This is a genomic window from Mixta sp. BE291, from assembly GCF_031457955.1.
Taxonomy (GTDB): Bacteria; Pseudomonadota; Gammaproteobacteria; order Enterobacterales; family Enterobacteriaceae; genus Mixta.
Genome location: NZ_JAVDXN010000003.1, coordinates 476,462 through 495,426 on the forward strand (window position 1 = coordinate 476,462; position 18,965 = coordinate 495,426).

General features: G+C 55.0%; 22 protein-coding genes. 10 read left to right on the plus strand and 12 right to left on the minus strand.

Annotation, left to right across the window (positions count from 1 at the left end):
* Positions 1-4: 4 nt before the first annotated feature.
* A complete protein-coding gene (gene pmrA, locus J2X14_RS09765; RefSeq protein WP_352411010.1) occupies positions 5-667 on the plus strand; it encodes a two-component system response regulator PmrA in 663 nt (220 codons plus the stop codon).
* Positions 664-1,731, plus strand: coding sequence for a two-component system sensor histidine kinase PmrB (pmrB, locus tag J2X14_RS09770; protein ID WP_352411011.1), 1,068 nt, complete (start codon positions 664-666; stop codon positions 1,729-1,731). Before pmrA ends, pmrB begins: the two co-directional genes overlap by 4 nt.
* A 55-nt stretch (positions 1,732-1,786) precedes the next feature.
* Here pmrB and J2X14_RS09775 read toward each other — a convergent pair whose 3' ends face one another.
* The gene (locus tag J2X14_RS09775; RefSeq protein ID WP_352411012.1) at positions 1,787-4,027 is read right to left on the minus strand and encodes a TonB-dependent siderophore receptor; all 2,241 of its coding nucleotides are present in this window, start codon (positions 4,025-4,027) and stop codon (positions 1,787-1,789) included.
* Between the two features lie 134 nt (positions 4,028-4,161).
* Here J2X14_RS09775 and fes point away from each other — a divergent pair, with 134 nt between their 5' ends.
* Entirely contained in the window at positions 4,162-5,367 is a 1,206-nt protein-coding gene (gene fes, locus J2X14_RS09780) for an enterochelin esterase (RefSeq protein ID WP_352411094.1), read from the plus strand.
* Here fes and fepB read toward each other — a convergent pair.
* From fepB to rplU, 4 genes are all read right to left on the minus strand, one after another.
* A complete protein-coding gene (gene fepB / locus J2X14_RS09785) occupies positions 5,327-6,313 on the minus strand; it encodes a Fe2+-enterobactin ABC transporter substrate-binding protein (protein WP_352411013.1) in 987 nt (328 codons plus the stop codon). The two genes, fes and fepB, sit on opposite strands and share 41 nt — an antisense overlap.
* A gap of 132 nt (positions 6,314-6,445) precedes the next feature.
* Positions 6,446-7,618: an Obg family GTPase CgtA gene (gene cgtA, locus J2X14_RS09790; RefSeq protein ID WP_352411014.1), complete on the minus strand. Its 1,173-nt coding sequence runs from the start codon at positions 7,616-7,618 to the stop codon at positions 6,446-6,448.
* A 207-nt stretch (positions 7,619-7,825) separates the two neighbouring features.
* The gene (gene rpmA / locus J2X14_RS09795) at positions 7,826-8,083 is read right to left on the minus strand and encodes a 50S ribosomal protein L27 (protein ID WP_249893197.1); all 258 of its coding nucleotides are present in this window, start codon (positions 8,081-8,083) and stop codon (positions 7,826-7,828) included.
* A gap of 15 nt (positions 8,084-8,098) precedes the next feature.
* Positions 8,099-8,410, minus strand: a complete 312-nt coding sequence (rplU, locus tag J2X14_RS09800; protein WP_085068300.1) for a 50S ribosomal protein L21 — start codon at positions 8,408-8,410, stop codon at positions 8,099-8,101.
* A gap of 257 nt (positions 8,411-8,667) precedes the next feature.
* Here rplU and ispB point away from each other — a divergent pair, with 257 nt between their 5' ends.
* Both ispB and J2X14_RS09810 read left to right on the plus strand, forming a co-directional pair.
* Positions 8,668-9,639, plus strand: a complete 972-nt coding sequence (gene ispB, locus J2X14_RS09805; protein WP_352411015.1) for an octaprenyl diphosphate synthase — start codon at positions 8,668-8,670, stop codon at positions 9,637-9,639.
* A 280-nt stretch (positions 9,640-9,919) separates the two neighbouring features.
* The gene (locus tag J2X14_RS09810; RefSeq protein ID WP_352411016.1) at positions 9,920-10,201 is read left to right on the plus strand and encodes a helix-turn-helix domain-containing protein; all 282 of its coding nucleotides are present in this window, start codon (positions 9,920-9,922) and stop codon (positions 10,199-10,201) included.
* A 77-nt stretch (positions 10,202-10,278) separates the two neighbouring features.
* Here J2X14_RS09810 and murA read toward each other — a convergent pair whose 3' ends face one another.
* From murA to mlaF, 7 genes are all read right to left on the minus strand, one after another.
* Positions 10,279-11,538: a UDP-N-acetylglucosamine 1-carboxyvinyltransferase gene (gene murA, locus J2X14_RS09815; protein ID WP_352411017.1), complete on the minus strand. Its 1,260-nt coding sequence runs from the start codon at positions 11,536-11,538 to the stop codon at positions 10,279-10,281.
* Positions 11,539-11,606: 68 nt separating this feature from the next.
* A complete protein-coding gene (ibaG, locus tag J2X14_RS09820; RefSeq protein WP_103060619.1) occupies positions 11,607-11,861 on the minus strand; it encodes a BolA family iron metabolism protein IbaG in 255 nt (84 codons plus the stop codon).
* A 117-nt stretch (positions 11,862-11,978) separates the two neighbouring features.
* Positions 11,979-12,284, minus strand: coding sequence for a lipid asymmetry maintenance protein MlaB (gene mlaB / locus J2X14_RS09825; protein WP_352411018.1), 306 nt, complete (start codon positions 12,282-12,284; stop codon positions 11,979-11,981).
* Positions 12,277-12,915 (minus strand): phospholipid-binding protein MlaC, encoded by a 639-nt coding sequence (gene mlaC / locus J2X14_RS09830; protein ID WP_352411019.1) that lies wholly within the window; start codon positions 12,913-12,915, stop codon positions 12,277-12,279. The genes mlaB and mlaC overlap by 8 nt, the downstream gene beginning before the upstream one ends.
* A gap of 12 nt (positions 12,916-12,927) precedes the next feature.
* Positions 12,928-13,467: an outer membrane lipid asymmetry maintenance protein MlaD gene (mlaD, locus tag J2X14_RS09835; RefSeq protein ID WP_352411020.1), complete on the minus strand. Its 540-nt coding sequence runs from the start codon at positions 13,465-13,467 to the stop codon at positions 12,928-12,930.
* 4 nt (positions 13,468-13,471) lie between these two features.
* Positions 13,472-14,254 carry a lipid asymmetry maintenance ABC transporter permease subunit MlaE gene (gene mlaE / locus J2X14_RS09840; protein WP_352411021.1) on the minus strand — a complete coding sequence of 261 codons (783 nt, stop codon included), beginning with the start codon at positions 14,252-14,254 and terminating at the stop codon, positions 13,472-13,474.
* A gap of 7 nt (positions 14,255-14,261) precedes the next feature.
* Positions 14,262-15,074 carry a phospholipid ABC transporter ATP-binding protein MlaF gene (mlaF, locus tag J2X14_RS09845; protein WP_352411022.1) on the minus strand — a complete coding sequence of 271 codons (813 nt, stop codon included), beginning with the start codon at positions 15,072-15,074 and terminating at the stop codon, positions 14,262-14,264.
* Between the two features lie 225 nt (positions 15,075-15,299).
* On the opposite strand from mlaF, the gene J2X14_RS09850 reads away from it, so the two are divergent.
* Genes J2X14_RS09850 through lptA form a run of 5 tightly spaced genes read left to right on the plus strand, consistent with a single transcriptional unit; the run spans position 15,300 to position 18,960 of the window.
* Positions 15,300-16,280, plus strand: coding sequence for a calcium/sodium antiporter (locus J2X14_RS09850; protein ID WP_352411023.1), 981 nt, complete (start codon positions 15,300-15,302; stop codon positions 16,278-16,280).
* A 14-nt stretch (positions 16,281-16,294) separates the two neighbouring features.
* Positions 16,295-17,281, plus strand: coding sequence for an arabinose-5-phosphate isomerase KdsD (gene kdsD, locus J2X14_RS09855; protein ID WP_352411024.1), 987 nt, complete (start codon positions 16,295-16,297; stop codon positions 17,279-17,281).
* A gap of 17 nt (positions 17,282-17,298) precedes the next feature.
* Positions 17,299-17,865, plus strand: a complete 567-nt coding sequence (kdsC, locus tag J2X14_RS09860; protein ID WP_352411025.1) for a 3-deoxy-manno-octulosonate-8-phosphatase KdsC — start codon at positions 17,299-17,301, stop codon at positions 17,863-17,865.
* Complete coding sequence (lptC, locus tag J2X14_RS09865; protein ID WP_352411026.1) at positions 17,862-18,437, plus strand: LPS export ABC transporter periplasmic protein LptC; 576 nt, start codon at positions 17,862-17,864, stop codon at positions 18,435-18,437. The genes kdsC and lptC overlap by 4 nt, the downstream gene beginning before the upstream one ends.
* The gene (lptA, locus tag J2X14_RS09870; protein ID WP_352411027.1) at positions 18,409-18,960 is read left to right on the plus strand and encodes a lipopolysaccharide ABC transporter substrate-binding protein LptA; all 552 of its coding nucleotides are present in this window, start codon (positions 18,409-18,411) and stop codon (positions 18,958-18,960) included. The genes lptC and lptA overlap by 29 nt, the downstream gene beginning before the upstream one ends.
* Positions 18,961-18,965 lie beyond the last annotated feature (5 nt).

The following is an 18,965-nucleotide window of genomic DNA, read 5'->3' on the forward strand; positions in this document are numbered from 1 at the left end:
GCGCATGAAAATTCTCATTGTGGAAGATGATCTGCTGTTACAGGAGGGCATTGCCCTTGCGCTGAGCAGTGAGGGCTACGCCATCGATTGTGCCGGTAAAGCGGCGCAGGCGGATGCCCTGCTGCACAGCGGGCAATATAGTCTGGTGGTGTTGGATCTTGGCCTGCCCGATGCCGACGGCACCGATCTGCTGCGGCGTTGGCGTCGCCAGCAGATCGACCTGCCGGTGCTGATTTTAACAGCGCGCGATGCGCTGGAAGATCGGGTTAGCGGGCTGGATGCCGGTGCGGACGACTATCTGATCAAGCCTTTTGCGCTGGCCGAGCTGAAAGCGCGCGTTCGGGCATTGATCCGGCGTTATCAGGGCCACAGTGATAACCAGATACGGCACGGCGATCTGGCGCTTAATCTCTCTTCCCTACAGGTTTCAGTGGACGATCGGCCGGTCGAGGTCACGCCGAAAGAGTTTGCGTTGCTCTCGCGCCTGCTGATGCGCATCGGACAAACGGTGCATCGTGAAACGCTACAGCAGGATATCTATAGCTGGCAGGATGACAACAGCTCCAACACGCTGGAAGTCCATATCCATAATTTGCGGCGCAAGTTGGGTAAAGATCGTATCAAAACGGTGCGTGGCGTCGGCTATCGTCTGGAAGCGCGTCCGTGAACAGTATGCGTCGGCGTTTGTTGATAATGCTGGCGCTGATTCTGCTGACCTGCCAGCTGATGAGCGTGATCTGGCTATGGCATGAAAGCCGTGAGCAGATCGGTTTTCTGGTTAACGAGACGCTTACCGCAAAATCGCGTAATCAGCATGTTGAAAACGAAATCCGCGAAGCGGTCGCCTCGCTTCTGCTGCCATCGCTAGTGATGGTCGGCTTTACGTTGATCCTCTCTTTCTGGGCGATCAGCTGGGTTATCCGTCCGCTAAATGCCTTACAGACCAGCCTGGCGCAACGCTCCGCCGATAACCTCTCGCCGCTTCCTGTCTATTCAGAGATGGAAGAGGTGGCGGCGGTAACCCGAGCGATCAATCAGCTGCTTGCCCGTCTCGATCAAACGCTACAGCAGGAGAGATTATTTACCGCCGATGCGGCGCATGAGCTGCGCACGCCGCTGGCCGGGCTGCGTTTGCATCTTGAACTCATGGCGCAGCAGGAGATCAAACAGGCGCCGATGCTGGTCGCCCGTATCGACCAGCTGATGCATGTTATTGAGCAGCTGCTGATGCTTTCCCGCGCCGGGCAAGCGCTGGCCAGCGGTCATTACCAAACGTTGAGCTGGCAGCAGGATATTTTGTTGCCTTTACAGGCTGAAATGGGCGAGCTGTTACAGCAGCGTCAGCAGCAGCTAACGTGGACGCAGCAGGATCTCAGCGTACAGGGCGATGCGGTGTTACTGCGTTTGATGGTGCGCAACCTGCTGGAAAACGCCTCACGCTACAGCCCGGAGCATTCCCAGGTTACCTTGCAGCTACAGGCACAGGAAAACGGCAGCCTGTTGACGATTTGCGATGAAGGTCCAGGTATTGATGAAGCGAGCGCCAACGAACTGACGCAGGCGTTTCATCGCCGCGATCGCCGCTATGGCGGCAGCGGGCTGGGATTAAACATTGTGCTACGCATTGTGCAGCTGCATGGCGGAAGGATGCAGTTAAGCAATCGCCAGACGCGTTCCGGCCTGCAGGCGCAATGCTGGTTACCCGCCACCCTGAATCAGCGTGACGGGTAAGCCAGCAGCACGACCGGTTCAGGCCAGCAGACCAGCCTGAACGGCGAGCAAACTATCAGAAGTGCGTATCCAGACTGAGATACCAGGTGCGCCCCGATTCGTTATAGGTATTGGCGCCCGCGCCATACATATAGGAATTGGTGTTGTCGTTGCCGGTGGTTTGCGCATTCCCGGCGCGGAAGTGACGCTTATCCAGCAGGTTATCCACCCCCAGCGTGACGCTGACATATTTATTGACCTCCATGGTTCCGCTAAGGCCAAGCACAGAGTAAGGGCTTACCTCATCCCTTTCGCTGCCGGTAACCGTCTCACCTTTGTAATTATATTTTTTCGGCGTTTGTCTGCCGTACCAGGTGAATGAGGTTTGCAGCGACAGATTTTGCGTTGCCTGCCAGCTGAGTATCGAGTTCAGCGTGTATTGCGGAATAATCGATAAACGATCGCCGGTCTCTTTGTTTTTGCTTTGCAGCATCCAGGTGAGATTGTTATTCCAGCTTACCGTATCGCTAAGCGGAAGATTCACCGTACCTTCCAGCCCTTCCACTACCGCTTTCGGCACGTTTTCCCACTTATAAACGTCCGTCTTGCCGTTGGTTGAGGTGCCCTCTGGCAGATAGCCTGACTCAATCTTGTTACGGTAATCATTACGGAACCAGGTCAGCCCTGTCTGATAGCCGTCACGCTTCCACTCCAGCCCGATTTCTTTATTGATGCTGGTTTCAGCCTTCAGATCGTCGTTACCGATTAGGTAACAGGCGCCGCCGCTGGCCGGACAGCCCTGGCCGCGGCTGTAAAGCACGTAGTTGGGGTTGGTCTGATAGAGGCTGGGCGCTTTGTAAGCGCGGGCAATACCCAGCTTCAGCGTAACCTCTTCGCCCAGCGCCTGCGAAAGGTTAAGCGAAGGGCTCCAGTTATTACCGGCGATGGAATGGTGATCAAAGCGCAGCCCCGGCACCAGCATGGTGCTGTCGGTCAGCTCAACGTTATCCTCAGCAAACAGCGAGAAAATCTCCGCCTGCGAGTAAGGGCTGCGGCTGCCGGTAGCGATCCCGTCAATATCACCGCCGCTCAGCGCCTGCTTGGTGGAAGAAGGATCTTTCATGCGCTGCTGATTCCACTCGGTACCCAGCGTTGCCGTTTGATTAACCCACAGCGCAAAAGGCACGCTGATTTCGCTGTGCAGCAGCACATCGTTCAGTTCAATGGTAGAGAAATTGTTGCTGGCGAAAATCCCTTCCGTACCGCCCGCCAGGCCTTCCTGCAGGCGTGAATTGCGCGTGTTTTCATACTGCGCAAAGCTTTTGGTGCTGATGCCGTTATCCCAGGCCCCGGTCCAGGTGACGGCAAAATTCTGCCGATAGAGGCGGTTGGTTTCTTTGCCGTAATTTTCGTTCACCAGTGCGTTACTATTGGTGTTCTGCGTGTCGCCTGCATAAAGATTGCCCTGACGGCTGTAACCGGCCTCAAACTCCACCGCCTGCATCGGCGCGAAAGCCCAGCGCAACAGCGCATTGATATCCTTGTTTTCCACCCCTTCCCGTCCGGCAGGCACCGTATCGGCATAGGTGCCGGTACGTAAAGATTGATGTCCCTGGTTGATAAACTGCGCATCCGCCTGGGTTTTGCTCAGGCCGCCATACAGACGAAAGCTCAGATCCTCATTCAGCGGGCCGCTCAGGCTGAAATTGGTGCGGCGGGTGCTGCCCTCTTCATCATGCTGCGGCACGTTGTAATAAGTGTTCCATGCGCCGTGCCAGCCGTCGTTCTCTTTTTTGGTGATAATATTCACCACGCCGCCTGCGGCACCGTTGCCGTAGCGCGCCGCCGCCGGTCCACGAATCACATCGATACGCTCGATCATTTCCGCCGGTACCCAGCTGGTGTCGCCACGGGTATCGCGTTCGCCGCGCCAGCCAAGGCGCACGGCGTTACGGCTGGTTACCGGCCTGCCATCCACCATTATCAGGGTGTTTTCCGGGCCCATGCCGCGAATATCAATTTGTCGGTTATTGCCGCGCTGACCGCTGGTCGAGTTGCCGGTCAGGTTAACGCCTGGCATAGTACGAATAATTTCAGCAACGTCTCGTGCTGGCGCATGTTTTTTGATCGCGTCAGCGGAAATCGTCGAGACGCCCGGCGCCTGTAACGTTTGTTGCTCTGCCGTCACGACCATCGCGCCTTCGTCCGCGCTGTTTTCCGTTAACGTTTCTGCCGCCCTGCTGTTGATGCTTACCAGCCCACCGGCCAGCGTGAGCGGCACCAGAAGCTGGTAAGCTAAGTAATGTGCTTTTTTCATTTTATATCCGTTATTGGCTCAGGTTATTCGTCCTGTTAACAAGCGGAAACAGATTATTGAAAATGCAAATGATTATCAATATGGTTATCAATTAACTTTATGTTTTTTTACCGTTGAGGAAGCGCGTGGTGAAAATGGGTAGCGACGCCTGGTGGCAGGCAAAAATGCAGGCTGGCATTCCGGCCATGGCTGAAGTACAGCAGGATCGCTGCCGAATGGTGTTTTACTGGCGCGATCCAGAGGGCGATGAACATCATTCGACGACACGTCGCGTATGGCTGAACATTGCCGGTATCACCGATCATCATCGCCAACAGCGCCCTTTTTCACTACAGCGCGTGGCAGGAACCAATATCTGGCAAGGTGAAGTGACGCTCAGCAGCCGGTGGCGTGGCAGTTATTGTCTGATCCCCAGCCGGGACGATGCTGATTTCCCAGCCGATCATCTGGCGGCTGACAAACTGCGCGGCTGGTGGAAAAACCATTTGCCTGCGGCGATTGCCGATCCGCTTAATCCTTTACGCAGCTGGCGCAACGGGCGCGGCCATGCGGTTTCGCCGCTGCATATGCCCGACGCGCCGCCGCAGCCCGCCTGGCAGGCGCTGGATCGTGGGCTTTCCGCTTGCGCCAGCCATCCGTTGACAACGCGTCTGTGGTACAGCTCCCGTCTGGCTAACCGTCGTTCGGTCTGGCTGCTGCAAACCGGGGAAACCCGCAGCACGCCGCGCCCGCTGGCGATTGTGCTGGACGGTCAGTTTTGGGTGAATGGCATGCCCCTTGCCACGCCGCTGGAGACGTTGACGCAGCGCGGGGAGCTCCCTCCCGCCTGTTATCTGTTTATTGATGCTATTGGCACCGCGCAGCGCAGCCACGAGCTGCCCTGTAACCCTGAATTCTGGCTGGCGCTGCAGGAGGAGCTGCTTCCGCAGGTGAAGGAGTGGTTACCTGCATGGGATAACAGGCTGCCGACGCTGGTAGCTGGCCAGAGCTATGGCGGACTGGCCGCGCTGTATGCCGCGTTGAGCTGGCCCCAATGGTTTAACGGCGCCATTAGCCTGTCGGGTTCTTTCTGGTGGCCCGACCGCCAGACCGCCAGCAGCGGCGGCAGGCTGGGAGAACTGATCGGGCAAGGTGCCGGAGCGGCTCATCCTCAGCGGCTGTGGCTTGAGGCAGGATTACATGAAAAAATCATTCTGCAATCCAACCGCACGCTGCTGCCGCTGCTTCAGGCATCTGGTCACGATGTTCACTATCGTGAATTTGAAGGTGGCCATGATGCGCTGTGCTGGCGCGGTGGCCTTACCGATGGTCTACAGGCGTTGTGGGCGGGACTGTGCTAAACAGCTGCCCGATGCGGGTAAGTAGCTGCCCGGCGCTATAGTAATCGAGGCGGAAACTCTCTTCACCCAGCGCAAAAACGCGCCGCTGCCCGACGGCCGCTGTTCCCGCCAGCAGCGGTTCACGCATTAACGCGGCAGCATCGTTTTCATCAGCGGCAAACAACAGAAAGGTTTTGCCGGTTAAGCCATTAACCAGCGTTTCCCCGCTTAACGGCACCTTGTCCCGGCGCTTTTGCAGCGCCATCAGGTTAAACCCGCCGGGCAAGGGTACGGCCAGAGTAAAACCAAGCTGCTGCAACAGCTGCCCCTGCGCGGAAGCGCTGGTCCAGAGATTGATTACAGGGCCGTGTCGGTTATAGACAAAAGCCGATACCGGCTGTGGCGGCAACGTTATTGCTTTACGTACCTGCTGCAAGCGCCGATCAAAATCGGCAACGCGCTGCTCCGCCTGCTTTTCATGGCCCGTCGCCTGGCCTAAATCCATCATCACCTGCTGCCAGCTTTTATCGTCATAATTAATTACCAGCGTCGGCGCGATAGCGGACAGCTGCGGATAGAGCGCCAGCGCCGAATCATTTCCGGTGGCGCTAACAACAATCAGATCGGGCTGGGCGGCAGCCACCATTTCAACTGCGGGCTCTCCGCTATACAGCCGTTGAACGTGACGTTGACGCGCAATATCTCCCCACTGGCGGAAAAATCCCTGCTGGTCGGTGAAGCGCTTGCCGGGCATGGCGGCAGCGCTGGCAACCACCGGGGCGTCGAGCGCCAGTAATGAGCCGGTTAAGGTCACGCTGGTTGAGACAATCCGCTGTGGCGGCTGCTTCAGGGTAAGCGTGTGTTCACCGCTGCCCAGCTGGCGCGGCCAGTCGGCAGGCGCGGCACAGGCACCAAAGGCGAAAGCCATCAGCACAGTAAACAGAGAACAAAGACGACGATGAGGCATGATCGATCCCGATAAACAATCAAAGGGTAATGATAATCATTTTCTTTACCGTTGCGCTACTGCTTGCTGTCCATGGTGAAAAAAGCATAAAAAAAAGCCCGGCGATAAGCCGGGCTGCGTTGACGGAGTAGATTAATGCTGATAGATGATTTCGACGCCTTCGTCGTCATCTTCATCCCAGTCATCATCCCAATCTTCATCCACTTCTTCTTCCGCCTGTTCCAGCGTTTCACGGTGGTAATCGTCCCACATGAACTCGGCTTTCTCAGGTTTCTTCTCTTCCTCTTCCGCCTCTTTAGGGTTGGCGTTCAGGAAGGACATCACATCCCAGCACAGCGCGTTCACGCCGGTCTGACTAGCGGCAGAGATAAGATAATGTTTCTCATCCCAGCCAAGCGCTTCGACAATCGCTTGCGCGCGCGTTTCCGCTTCTTCTTTACTCAACAAATCAACTTTGTTGAAGACCAGCCAGCGCGGCTTGTTATACAGTTTTTCGCTGTATTTCTGCAGCTCGCCAAGAATGATGCGGGCGTTTTCTACCGGATCGGATTCATCAATGGGCGCCAGGTCGATCAGGTGCAGCAGAACGCGACAGCGCTCCAGATGCTTCAGGAAGCGAATACCCAGGCCCGCGCCGTCGGCAGCACCTTCAATCAGGCCGGGAATATCGGCAACCACAAAGCTCTGTTCGTTATCCATTCGTACCACGCCCAGGCTTGGCACCAGGGTGGTAAAGGGATAATCGGCCACTTTCGGCTTGGCGGCAGAAACCGCACGGATAAAGGTCGATTTACCGGCGTTCGGCAGGCCTAACATGCCCACATCGGCCAGCAGCATCAGCTCCAGCTGCAGATCGCGCTTCTCGCCCGGCGTACCCATGGTTTTCTGTCGCGGGGTACGGTTAACCGAGGATTTAAAGCGCGTGTTGCCCAGGCCGTGCCAGCCGCCCTTCGCTACCATCAGCTTTTGCTCATGACGCGTCAGATCGCCCAACGTTTCACCGGTGCCCTGATCGATAATGCGTGTGCCGACCGGCACTTTAATCACGATATCTTTACCGCGTTTACCGGTACAGTCACGGCTCTGTCCGTTCTGCCCGCGTTCTGCGCGGAAAGATTTTTCAAAGCGGTAGTCGATCAGCGTGTTCAAGTTTTCATCGGCCAGCAGATAGACATCGCCGCCGTCGCCGCCGTCGCCGCCGTCCGGGCCACCTTTCGGAATATATTTTTCGCGACGGAAGCTGACGCAACCATTACCGCCGTCACCTGCAACGACCAGAATCGTCGCTTCATCAACAAACTTCATTTACCTTCTCCGTAAATCATTCACCTGGCGACCGGAAAACCGGTGCGGCTTTATTCCGCCGAGGCCATAAGCGATGACCCGTTGCGGAAAGACTGTACGTAAATTGTACAGCAAATCAGGCAAGCCTAAAATGTAAAAAGCCCCGCAATATTCTGCGGGGCTTTCATTCTCTGGCAGGCAGATTAATCAGCCTGCAGCACGACAACCTTACTCAGCAACGATGCTGACGTATTTACGGTTGTTCGGGCCTTTAACTTCAAATTTCACTTTACCGTCTGCAGTTGCAAACAGAGTGTGGTCACGGCCCAGACCAACGTTGGTGCCTGCGTGGAACTTGGTGCCACGCTGACGAACGATGATGTTGCCAGCCAGTACAGATTCACCGCCGAAACGTTTTACGCCCAGGCGCTGTGCATTAGAGTCGCGACCGTTACGTGTTGAGCCGCCAGCCTTTTTGTGTGCCATTTGTCAGATCTCCTCTCAGGCGCTGATGCCAGTGATTTTCACATCAGTGAACCACTGACGGTGGCCCTGCTGCTTACGATGGTGTTTACGACGACGAAACTTAACGATCTTAATTTTCTCGCCACGACCATGAGCAACAACTTCTGCTTTGATCACGCCACCTGAAACCAGCGGTGCGCCGATTGTAACGTCGTCACCGTTTGCAATCATCAGAACCTGATCGAACTCAATAGTTTCGCCGGTTGCGATGTCCAGCTTTTCCAGGCGAACGGTTTGACCTTCGCTTACTCGGTGTTGTTTGCCACCACTTTGGAAAACCGCGTACATATAAAACTCCGCTTCTGCGCTTACCTTCTTCAATTGTCAGGCGGCGCGATAAATATTCACAATAGGGCGCGAATTCTACGCAAAAATCCCTGCGTTGACAAGAGGACATAGCAAAGGATTGCAGAAAAAAAACGCAGCGCCATACTCAGGATTCAAGAGCCTCGTTTTTCAAGTACAATCTGTAATACATTACGTGGCACAGACATGGGCAAAGTCGCTTAACATGGCGCTGAACAGAGCAATAGCTGAACAGACTGATGAATTTAGAACAAATTAATGAATTAACCGCACAAGACATGGCGGCCGTCAACGAGACCATCCTCTCACAGCTGAATTCAGATGTTTCGCTCATCAATCAGTTGGGTTACTACATTATCAGCGGCGGCGGAAAGCGTATTCGTCCAATGATTGCCATTCTCGCGGCACGCGCGCTCGATTATCAGGGCAAACAGCATGTGACCATCGCCGCGCTGATTGAATTTATTCATACTGCGACGCTGCTGCATGATGATGTGGTTGATGAATCCGATATGCGCCGTGGGAAAGCGACCGCCAATGCGGCGTTTGGCAACGCGGCCAGCGTGCTGGTGGGGGATTTTATCTATACCCGCGCTTTCCAAATGATGACCAGCCTCGGCTCGCTGCGCATTCTGGGGCTGATGTCGGAAGCGGTAAACGTTATCGCCGAAGGCGAAGTGTTGCAGCTGATGAACTGTAATGACCCGGATATTACCGAAGAGAGCTATATGCGGGTGATTTACAGCAAAACGGCGCGCCTGTTCGAGGCGGCGGCGCAATCTTCCGGTATCCTGGCGGGCGCTACCGAGGCGCAGGAGCAGGGCTTACAGGATTATGGTCGCTATCTGGGCACCGCGTTTCAGCTGATTGACGATCTGCTTGATTACAGCGCTGATGGACAAACGCTGGGCAAAAATGTTGGCGACGATCTAAGCGAAGGCAAGCCGACCCTGCCGCTGCTGCACGCCATGCGCCACGGCGATCCGCAACAGACCGCAATGATCCGCGAAGCGATCGAACAGGGCAATGGCCGTCATCTGCTGGATCCGGTGCTGGAAGCGATGCGTCAGTGCGGCTCGCTGGAGTGGACACGCGTGCGGGCTGAGGAAGAAGCGGATAAAGCGATCGCCGCCCTGCAGGCGCTGCCAGAATCCCCCTGGCGCAGCGCGCTGGAAGCGCTTGCGCATATGGCCGTACAGCGCGACTCCTGACAGGTCAAGGGAGCGCTATATCAGGCTCCCGCTCTCTCTTTTCCCCTTCCCGTTTGCAATCTCCGCCTGGCTTTTGCGAAGAGAGACACATTTCTCTTGCGACATTTGGAATTTACTGGAAATAAGCGGATGCTGTTTGCTATAAAAAACCACCCAACGGTAAGCAGGAGTCTGATTAACAAAACTAAATATACTCTTTCCTCTGATTCATTTACCGTAAAGTTTCTAAAAAACGCCGAATTTTTTCGTCACGCGAAACCAGCATAGGGAGAAGTGCGCTATGAGTAATGTGAATAAGGCCAAGTCCAGACAAGACTGGCATACTGCGGATATTATCGCTGCCCTGCACCGCAGAGGAACCTCTCTTGCCGCCGTTTCACGCAAGGCTGGCCTGAGTTCATCAACGCTGGCTAACGCGCTCAATCGCCCCTGGCCCAAGGGGGAGTGGTTAATTGCTGAGGCGATTGCGGTTCATCCGGCAGAGATCTGGCCCAGTCGCTATTACGATCCCCTGACCAATAAGCTGATTGACCGCAAAAAGCTGATCCGTTCACGCTCCTGAATCCATTAAGCCCCAAAAAAAAACAGCCCCCGAATACGGGAGCTGTTTTATGCAATGCCACACTTCAGAACCGCTGCTTACTCGCCTTTCACACGCTCAATATTTGCGCCCATGGCGATCAGCTTGTCTTCGATGTGCTCATAGCCGCGATCAATATGATAAATACGATCGACAATGGTGGTGCCTTCAGCGATACAACCGGCCAATACCAGGCTGGCGGAAGCACGTAAATCCGTTGCCATCACCTGCGCACCAGACAGCTTATCGACGCCGTAGCAAATCGCCGTATTGCTTTCAATTTCCGCATGGGCGCCCATACGAATCAGCTCAGGGATATGCATAAACCGGTTTTCGAAAATGGTTTCGATAATCACGCCGGTTCCTTCCGCCACCAGGTTCAACAGCGTAAACTGCGCCTGCATATCGGTTGGGAAACCCGGATGCGGCGCGGTACGCACGTTCACCGCTTTAGGGCGCTTGCCGTGCATATCCAGACTGATCCAGTCTTCGCCGGTTTGGATTTCCGCACCGGCCTCACGCAGCTTCGCCAGTACCGCATCCAGCGTATCAGGCTGCGTTTTATGACAAACCACCTTGCCGCCGGAAATCGCCGCAGCAACCAGGAAGGTGCCCGTTTCAATGCGATCGGGCAGGACGCGATAGACGCCGCCGCCTAAACGCTCAACGCCTTCAATCGTAATGCGATCGCTGCCCGCACCGCTGATTTTCGCGCCCAGCGTATTCAGGAAGTTCGCCGTATCGACGATTTCCGGCTCGCGGGCGGCGTTTTCGATCACGGTGGTGCCGGTCGCCAGGGTTGCCGCAGACATAATGGTGACGGTCGCGCCGACGCTGACTTTGTCCATGACAATATGCGCGCCTTTCAGCCGCCCATTCACTGACGCTTTTACATAGCCCTCTTCCAGCTTGATTTCCGCGCCCAGCTGCTCCAGGCCGGTGATATGCAAATCAACCGGACGCGCGCCGATAGCGCAGCCGCCAGGCAGAGAAACCTGTCCCTGACCAAAACGCGCCACCAGCGGCCCCAGCGCCCAAATCGAGGCGCGCATGGTTTTCACCAGCTCATAAGGGGCGCAATAGATATCAACCTTACTGGCATCGAGATGCACCGAGCCATTACGCTCTGCTTTCACCCCAAGCTGGCTGAGCAGCTTCATGGTGGTATCAATGTCCTTCAGCTTCGGGACATTCTGAATCTCTACCGGCTCTTCAGCCAGCAGAGCGGCGAACAGGATCGGCAGCGCGGCATTTTTAGCGCCGGAGATGGTGACTTCACCGCTTAGCCGGGTTGGACCCTGTACACGAAATTTATCCATTGCAACTGCTCTCTGTTGTCAGAACTGAAAAGGCCATTGAGCGGCGGACCATAAGCCGCCTCAACGGCTTAAAAACCGTTTAGCTTACGATCGCGTTCCCACTCTTCGGGCGTGTAGGTTTTGATGGATACGGCATGAATACGGTTATCAGCGATATATTCCATCAACGGCGCGTAGACCGTTTGCTGTTTTTTCACGCGGCTCAGCTCAGCGAATAATTCGCCAACGGCGATAACCTGAAAATGGCTGCCGTCACCGCTCACATGCACTTCTTTTAATGGCAGTGCGTTCATTAGCACTGTCTGAATTTCGCTATTTTCCATGATTTTTTTACATTCGGTTGATGATAAACAGGCTGTCATATTAGTTGAAAGCGCATTTATCTTAAACAAACAAAAAGCCCCTGACATTGCAGGGGCTTACGGGAATATCTAACGCATTCAGGCAGGATTTTCAGCAGAAACAATAATCTGCTGTAGATTATAGAGCGTAATCAGAGAGCGTAATTTATCTGTCACGCCGCTGAAAACCGGGCTGGCGCCCTGCTGTTGCGCAATCTGACGCAGATGCACCAGCAGCGCTAACCCGGCGGAATCCACGCGCTGCAGCCCGGAAACGTCGATCACCGCAATGTTTTGCATGGTGGTTTCCCGCTGTTGCCACAGGCTGAGTAGCGTCTCGCGATCAAGCTCACCGCGCAGATAGAGCGTTGTTGCCTCCACCTGCCAACTCAGAAGATCAGCCATTTTGGTTCTGATCCAGCGTGATAGGCTGCGCGGCATATTTTTTCAGCTGCTGCGTCAGTCCATCGATGCCTTTGGTACGCAGAATGTCGCTCCACTCATTCTGTTTGGTGGTGATCATGCTGATCCCTTCGGCGATCATGTCATACGCCTGCCATTCGCCGGTGCGGCTGTTTTTACGCCACTGGAAATCCAGACGAACCGGAGGACGACCGTTGGGATCGATAATGCTGACGCGAATCGCCACGATCTTCGCATCGTTCAGCGGCTGTTCCGGCGCGATTTGATAGGTTTGTCCATGATAGAGCGCCAGCGCCTGGCCGTAGGCCTGGGCGAGATAGTCGCCAAACGCGGCGAAATAGGCTTCACGCTGCGCCGGTGTCGCTTCACGATAGTAGCGGCCCAGCACCAGCGCGCCGGCATATTTTACCTGTACATAAGGCAGCAGCTCCTGACGTACGATGTCGCGCAGATAGTTAGGATCCTGCTTGATTTTCGGCTGCTCGTTTTTCAAACGGGTAAAGGTTTTTGCCGCCGCCTCATCCATCAGCTTGTAAGGGTTGGTTTGGTCTGCCGCCGTTGCCGCCAGCGGTGCGATCACCAGCATCGCGACCATCAGTAAACGTTTAAACATACGTATAGCCTCTTAAGGTTGTACCGGGTTATCCGAAACAGGAGCCGCAGGCGCGTTGGGTTCCTGTTGGTTAGTGGATTTATCGTCGCCGCTCTTATACAGGAACTGACCAATCAGGTCCTCCAGCACCAGCGCTGACTTGGTATCCTGTAGCGTATCGCCATCCTTAAGAATGGCGGTGCCCATATCAGGATCGTCAAAACCTACGTTTAACGCCAGATACTGCTCACCCAGCAGCCCCTGGGTGCGAATCGCCAGCGAGCTGGTATCGGGCAGGTGATTGTATTTATCTTCAATTTGCATGGTGACACGCGGCAACAGCGATTTCTCGTCCAGCGAAATTTCCGTCACGCGGCCGATCACCACGCCGCCGATTTTAACCGGAGAGCTGGTTTTCAACCCGCCGATATTGTCGAAGGTGGCATAAAGCTTCCAGGTGGGCTCAGTGCCCAGCGATTTCACATCCGCGACGCGCAGGCAGAGAAACAGAACCGCGATCAACGCCAACAGCATGAACGCCCCAACGCCAATTTCACTTTTTTTCGTTTGCATTGTCTTAGTTCCCAAACATCAGTGCCGTCAGCACAAAATCTAATCCAAGTACTGCCAGTGAGGAGTGTACTACCGTACGCGTGGTGGCCCGGCTGATCCCTTCTGAGGTCGGAATCGCATCATAGCCATTAAACAACGCGATCCAGGTGACCGTAAGGGCAAACACCGCGCTCTTGATCAGGCAGTTAATAATATCGGTGCGGAAATCTACCGCGTTCTGCATCGCCGACCAGAAAAATCCAGTATCGATGCCTTTCCAGCTCACGCCTACCAGCGCCCCGCCCCAGATACCCACGGCGGTAAAAATCAGCGCCAGCAGCGGCATACTGATAAAGCCAGCCCAAAAGCGCGGCGAGATCACCCGCCGCAGCGGATCGACCGCCATCATCTCCATACTGGAAAGCTGCTCCGTGGCTTTCATCAGGCCAATTTCGGCGGTTAACGCCGATCCGGCGCGTCCGGCAAACAGCAGCGCCGTCACTACCGGCCCCAGCTCGCGCAGAAGCGACAGCGCCACCAGCATACCGAGACTGGTTTCCGCGCCGTAGGTAGTTAGCACCAGAAAGCCCTGCAACCCCAGCACCATGCCAATAAATAGCCCTGACACCAGAATAATCAGTAACGAGCGCACGCCTACGCTGTACAGCTGCTTTACCAGCAGCGGAGCGTGTTTACGAAATTGCGGTTTGCCGGCCAGCGCGTGAAACAGCATCAGACCGGCGCGGCCAAACGAGGCACAGGTTTGGATCCCCTGGCGACCCAGCAGCGCCAGCGCATTTAAAAACATCAGCTTATTAACTCCCTGAACCGGTCAAATCGGCAAAATAGTCACCGGCCGGATAGCGGAAAGGCACCGGCCCATCAGCAATCCCATCGATGAACTGGCGTACGCGTGCGTCAGGATTCTCCCGCAGCCCCTGCGTGGTTCCCTGAGCAATAATTTTTTGCCCTGCAACAATATAGGCGTAATCGGCGATGCTCAAGACTTCAGGCACATCATGTGAAACCACAATGCAGGTCATGCCCAGTGAATGATTCAGTTCATCTATCAGCTTCACCAGCACCCCCATGGTGATCGGATCCTGGCCGACAAACGGCTCGTCGAACATGATCAGATCCGGCTCCAGCGCAATCGCGCGCGCCAGCGCGGCGCGGCGCGCCATACCGCCGGAAAGCTCAGAAGGCATTAATTTGGCCGCGCCGCGCAGCCCTACGGCTTCCAGCTTCATCATAACCGTGCTGTGCAGCAGCGGCGCGGGCAAGCGCGTATGCTCCCGCAGCGGCCAGGCAACGTTTTCATAAACGTTAAGGTCGGTAAACAGCGCCCCGGACTGAAACAGCATGCTCATGCGTTTGCGCGTTTCATACAAACGCGAGCGGGAAAGCCGGGGAATATTTTCGCCGTCGAACCAGATATCACCGCTATCAGGCTGCAGCTGGCCGCCAATCAGGCGCAGTAACGTCGTTTTACCGATACCGGAAGGACCCATGATGGCGGTAACCTTCCCTTTGGGCACCGTTAACGAGATATTGTCGAAAATGGTGCGATTACCACGGGTAAAGCTTACCCCGTCGACCTCAACCAGATTCGTGGATGGCTGTTGCATTGATACCTCTGTTATCCATTTTAGGCGATGCAAATCATTTATGTTAATCACACCCTACTAACAATAGTCGCGAGTTTTGCAGAAATCAGACGCTTCATCATAGCGAAAACCGGCATATGTTTTACTTTTTGCTCGCAGACGGTCAAAATCATCACCATTCATTCTGTCGCCTGCAAAATGACGAGTCTGGCAAACCGACGAGTATAACCGATCCAAGGATTTTTCATGCTTTTAGCCGCTGCACTGTTAGTTATCGGTTTAGTTTTACTGGTCTATGGAGCCGATCGTTTAGTGTTTAGTGCCGCCATTCTCTGTCGCTCGCTGGGTATCCCTCCGCTGATTATCGGTATGACTATTGTCGGCATCGGCACCTCGCTGCCTGAGCTGATTGTCTCCGTTACGGCCGCCACGCATGGGCAGATGGATATGGCCGTTGGCACGGCGATGGGATCGAATATCACCAATATCCTGCTTATTCTTGGCGGCGCGGCGCTGCTGCATCCTTTAACGGTGCATTCCAATCTGGTGCGACGCGAGCTGCCGCTGATGCTGCTGGTAACGTTACTGGGCGGCCTTATGCTGTGTGATAGCCAGCTCAGCCGTATTGACGGCGTCGCGCTGCTGGCGTTTGCCCTGTTTTATCTGCTGTTTATTATTCGTATTGCCCGCCGTGCGGAACGCAATAACAGCGATACGCTGACGCGGGAGCAGCTGGCTGAGCTACCGCGTGATGATTCAGGCAATACGGTGGCTTTTTTATGGCTGGCGGTGGCGTTGATTATTTTACCAATGTCGACCCGCATGGTGATCGATAACGCCACGGTGATTGCCGACTATTTTGGCGTCAGCGAGCTGGTGATTGGCTTAACCATTATTTCAGTTGGCACCAGCCTGCCGGAGCTGGCAACCGTGATCGCGGGCGCATTAAAAGGGGAAGATGATATTGCCATCGGCAACCTTATCGGCTCCAACATTTATAATCTGGCTATTGTGCTCGGGCTCCCGGCATTGATTCAGCCCGGCGCGTTCGATAGCGCTGCTTTTGAGCGCGATTACTGGGTGATGCTGGGCGTCAGCGCCCTGTTTATGCTTATTTGCCTGCAGCGCAGCCGTCGTATTGGCCGTCGCGCCGGGGCAATTTTACTGGCCGGCTTTATTGCCTGGGTAGCGCTACTCTACCTGCAGCCATTTAGTCTCAACGGATAAAGGACTGAATATCAATGACTCACATCATGCTCGAGCCGGGATTTGATTTCCAGCAGGCCGGTAAAGAAGTGCTGGAAATTGAACGCCAGGGGCTGGAACAGCTCGATCAATACATCAATGATGATTTTACCCGCGCCTGCGAAATGATGTTTTATTGCCAGGGAAAAGTGGTGGTGATGGGCATGGGCAAATCGGGGCATATCGGCAAGAAAATGGCGGCAACCTTTGCCAGCACCGGCACCCCCGCTTTTTTTGTGCATCCCGCCGAAGCCAGCCACGGCGACCTGGGAATGGTCAGCAGCAGCGACATTGTGATCGCGATTTCCAACTCCGGCGAATCAAACGAAATCCAGGCGCTGATCCCGGTGCTGAAACGGCTGAAAGTGGCGCTGATTTGCATCACCAGCCGCCCGGACAGCAGCATGGCGCGTGCCGCGGATCTGCATCTGTGTGTTAAAGTACCGCACGAAGCGTGTCCGCTGGGCCTGGCGCCGACCTCCAGCACCACGGCGACGCTGGTCATGGGCGATGCGCTGGCGGTAGCCCTGCTGAAGGCGCGCGGCTTTACTGCCGAAGATTTTGCTCTTTCTCACCCTGGCGGCGCGCTGGGCCGTAAGCTGTTACTGCGCGTCAGTGATATTATGCACGGCGGCGATGAGATTCCCCATGTCACCCAGGAAGCCTCACTGCGTGATGCGCTACTGGAAATCACGCGCAAAAACCTCGGTATGACGGCGATTGTCGACGATCTGATGCATATCCAGGGGATTTTTACCGATGGCGATTTACGCCGCGTCTTTGATATGGGCATCGATTTTCAAAATGCCTCAATCGCCAGCGTCATGACGCCGGGCGGCATCCGCGTAAAACCCGGCATGCTGGCCGTGGATGCGCTAAACCTGATGCAAAATAAGCATATCACTGCCGTGATGGTCGCCGATGGCGATCGGTTGATCGGTATTGTACATATGCATGACATGCTGCGCGCAGGCGTAGTATAAACCGGATGGAAACAAGAATGAGGCAAGAAACAGACGTTGTGGAAACCTGCTACGGCGCGGTAAGCCAGGATGTCATCACACGCGCTGGTGCGATCCGCCTGCTGATCTGTGATGTTGATGGCGTCATGTCCGATGGCCTGATCTATATGGGCAACAGCGGCGAAGAGCTAAAAGCGTTTAACGTGCGCGACGGTTATGGCATCCGCTGCCTGCTGACCTCCGATATCGAAGTAGCCATTATTACCGGCCGTCGGGCTAAGCTGCTGGAAGATCGCTGCCAGACGCTGGGCATTACACATCTTTACCAGGGACAGTCCGATAAGCTTTTGGCCTTCCGGGAACTTCTGGATAAACTGTCGTTAACGCCCGATCAGGTTGCCTATATTGGCGACGATTTAATTGACTGGCCGGTGATGGCGCAGGTCGGCTTAAGCGTTGCCGTCGTTGATGCCCATCCGCTGCTGTTAGCGCGCGCCCGCTATGTCACCCGCATCGCCGGTGGACGCGGCGCCGTACGCGAAATCTGCGATCTTATTTTGATCGCCCAGGATAAGTTTGATGATGCCAAAGGGCAATCGGTATGAGTAAAACCAGGCGTTGGATAACGCTATTATTGACGTTGATTGCCATTATCTTGATCGGCTGGAACCTTACCGGTAACGACGACGATCGCGGTCAGGTGGAAACAAACGGCCAGGAACCCACCTATACCAGCGCGAATTCCAGTACCGTGGTTTATAACCCCACCGGCAGCCTGAGCTATAAGCTGGTGTCGGATAAGGTGACCTACTTTTCCGCCGATGAGATCAGCTGGTTTGATAATCCGCTGATGACCACCTACGACGAAAATAAGATCCCGGCCTGGTCAGTACGCGCCGACAAGGCCAAACTGACAAAAGATCGCATGCTCTATCTCTATGGTCACGTTGAAGTGAACAGCCTGGCTAAAGATGCCCAGCTTGAGCGAATCAAGACCGATAATGCGCAGGTAAACCTGGTGACGCAGGATGTGATGTCCAACGACCAGGTCACTCTTTATGGCCGCAGCTTTAATTCCACTGGTATGAAGATGCGCGGTAATTTACGGACGAAAACGGCCGAGCTGATTGAAAAGGTCAAAACAAATTATGAAATCAATGAACAACCAAAGCCTTAAATTGTTGCTACTCGGCACGCTGCTGGCCGCCAGCATTCCGGCCTTTGCCTTAACCGGCGACTCGGAAAAGCCGGTTAACATCGACTCAGCCAATCAGGCGCTGGATATGCAGGGCAATGTCGCCACCTTTACCGGCAACGTAATCGTGACCCAGGGTTCGATTAAAATTACCGCCGATAAGGTGGTGGTCACGCGTCCCGGCGGCGACAGCCAAAAAACCATTGTGGATGCCTATGGCAACCCGGCTACCTTTTATCAGCTACAGGATGATGGCAAACCGGTAAAAGGCCATGCGGCAAAAATGCGTTATGAGCTGGCGAAAGATTTCGTTGAGCTTACCGGCAATGCCTATATCGAGCAGCTGGACAGCAATGTCAAAGGCGACCGCATCACTTATCTGGTTAAAGAGCAGAAAATGCAGGCCTTTAGCCAGGGCAATAACAAGCGTGTCACAACGGTGCTGGTGCCTTCGCAGTTGCAGGACAAACCCGCTTCCTCCCCCAGCCAACAGAAGAGCCGCTGATCCCT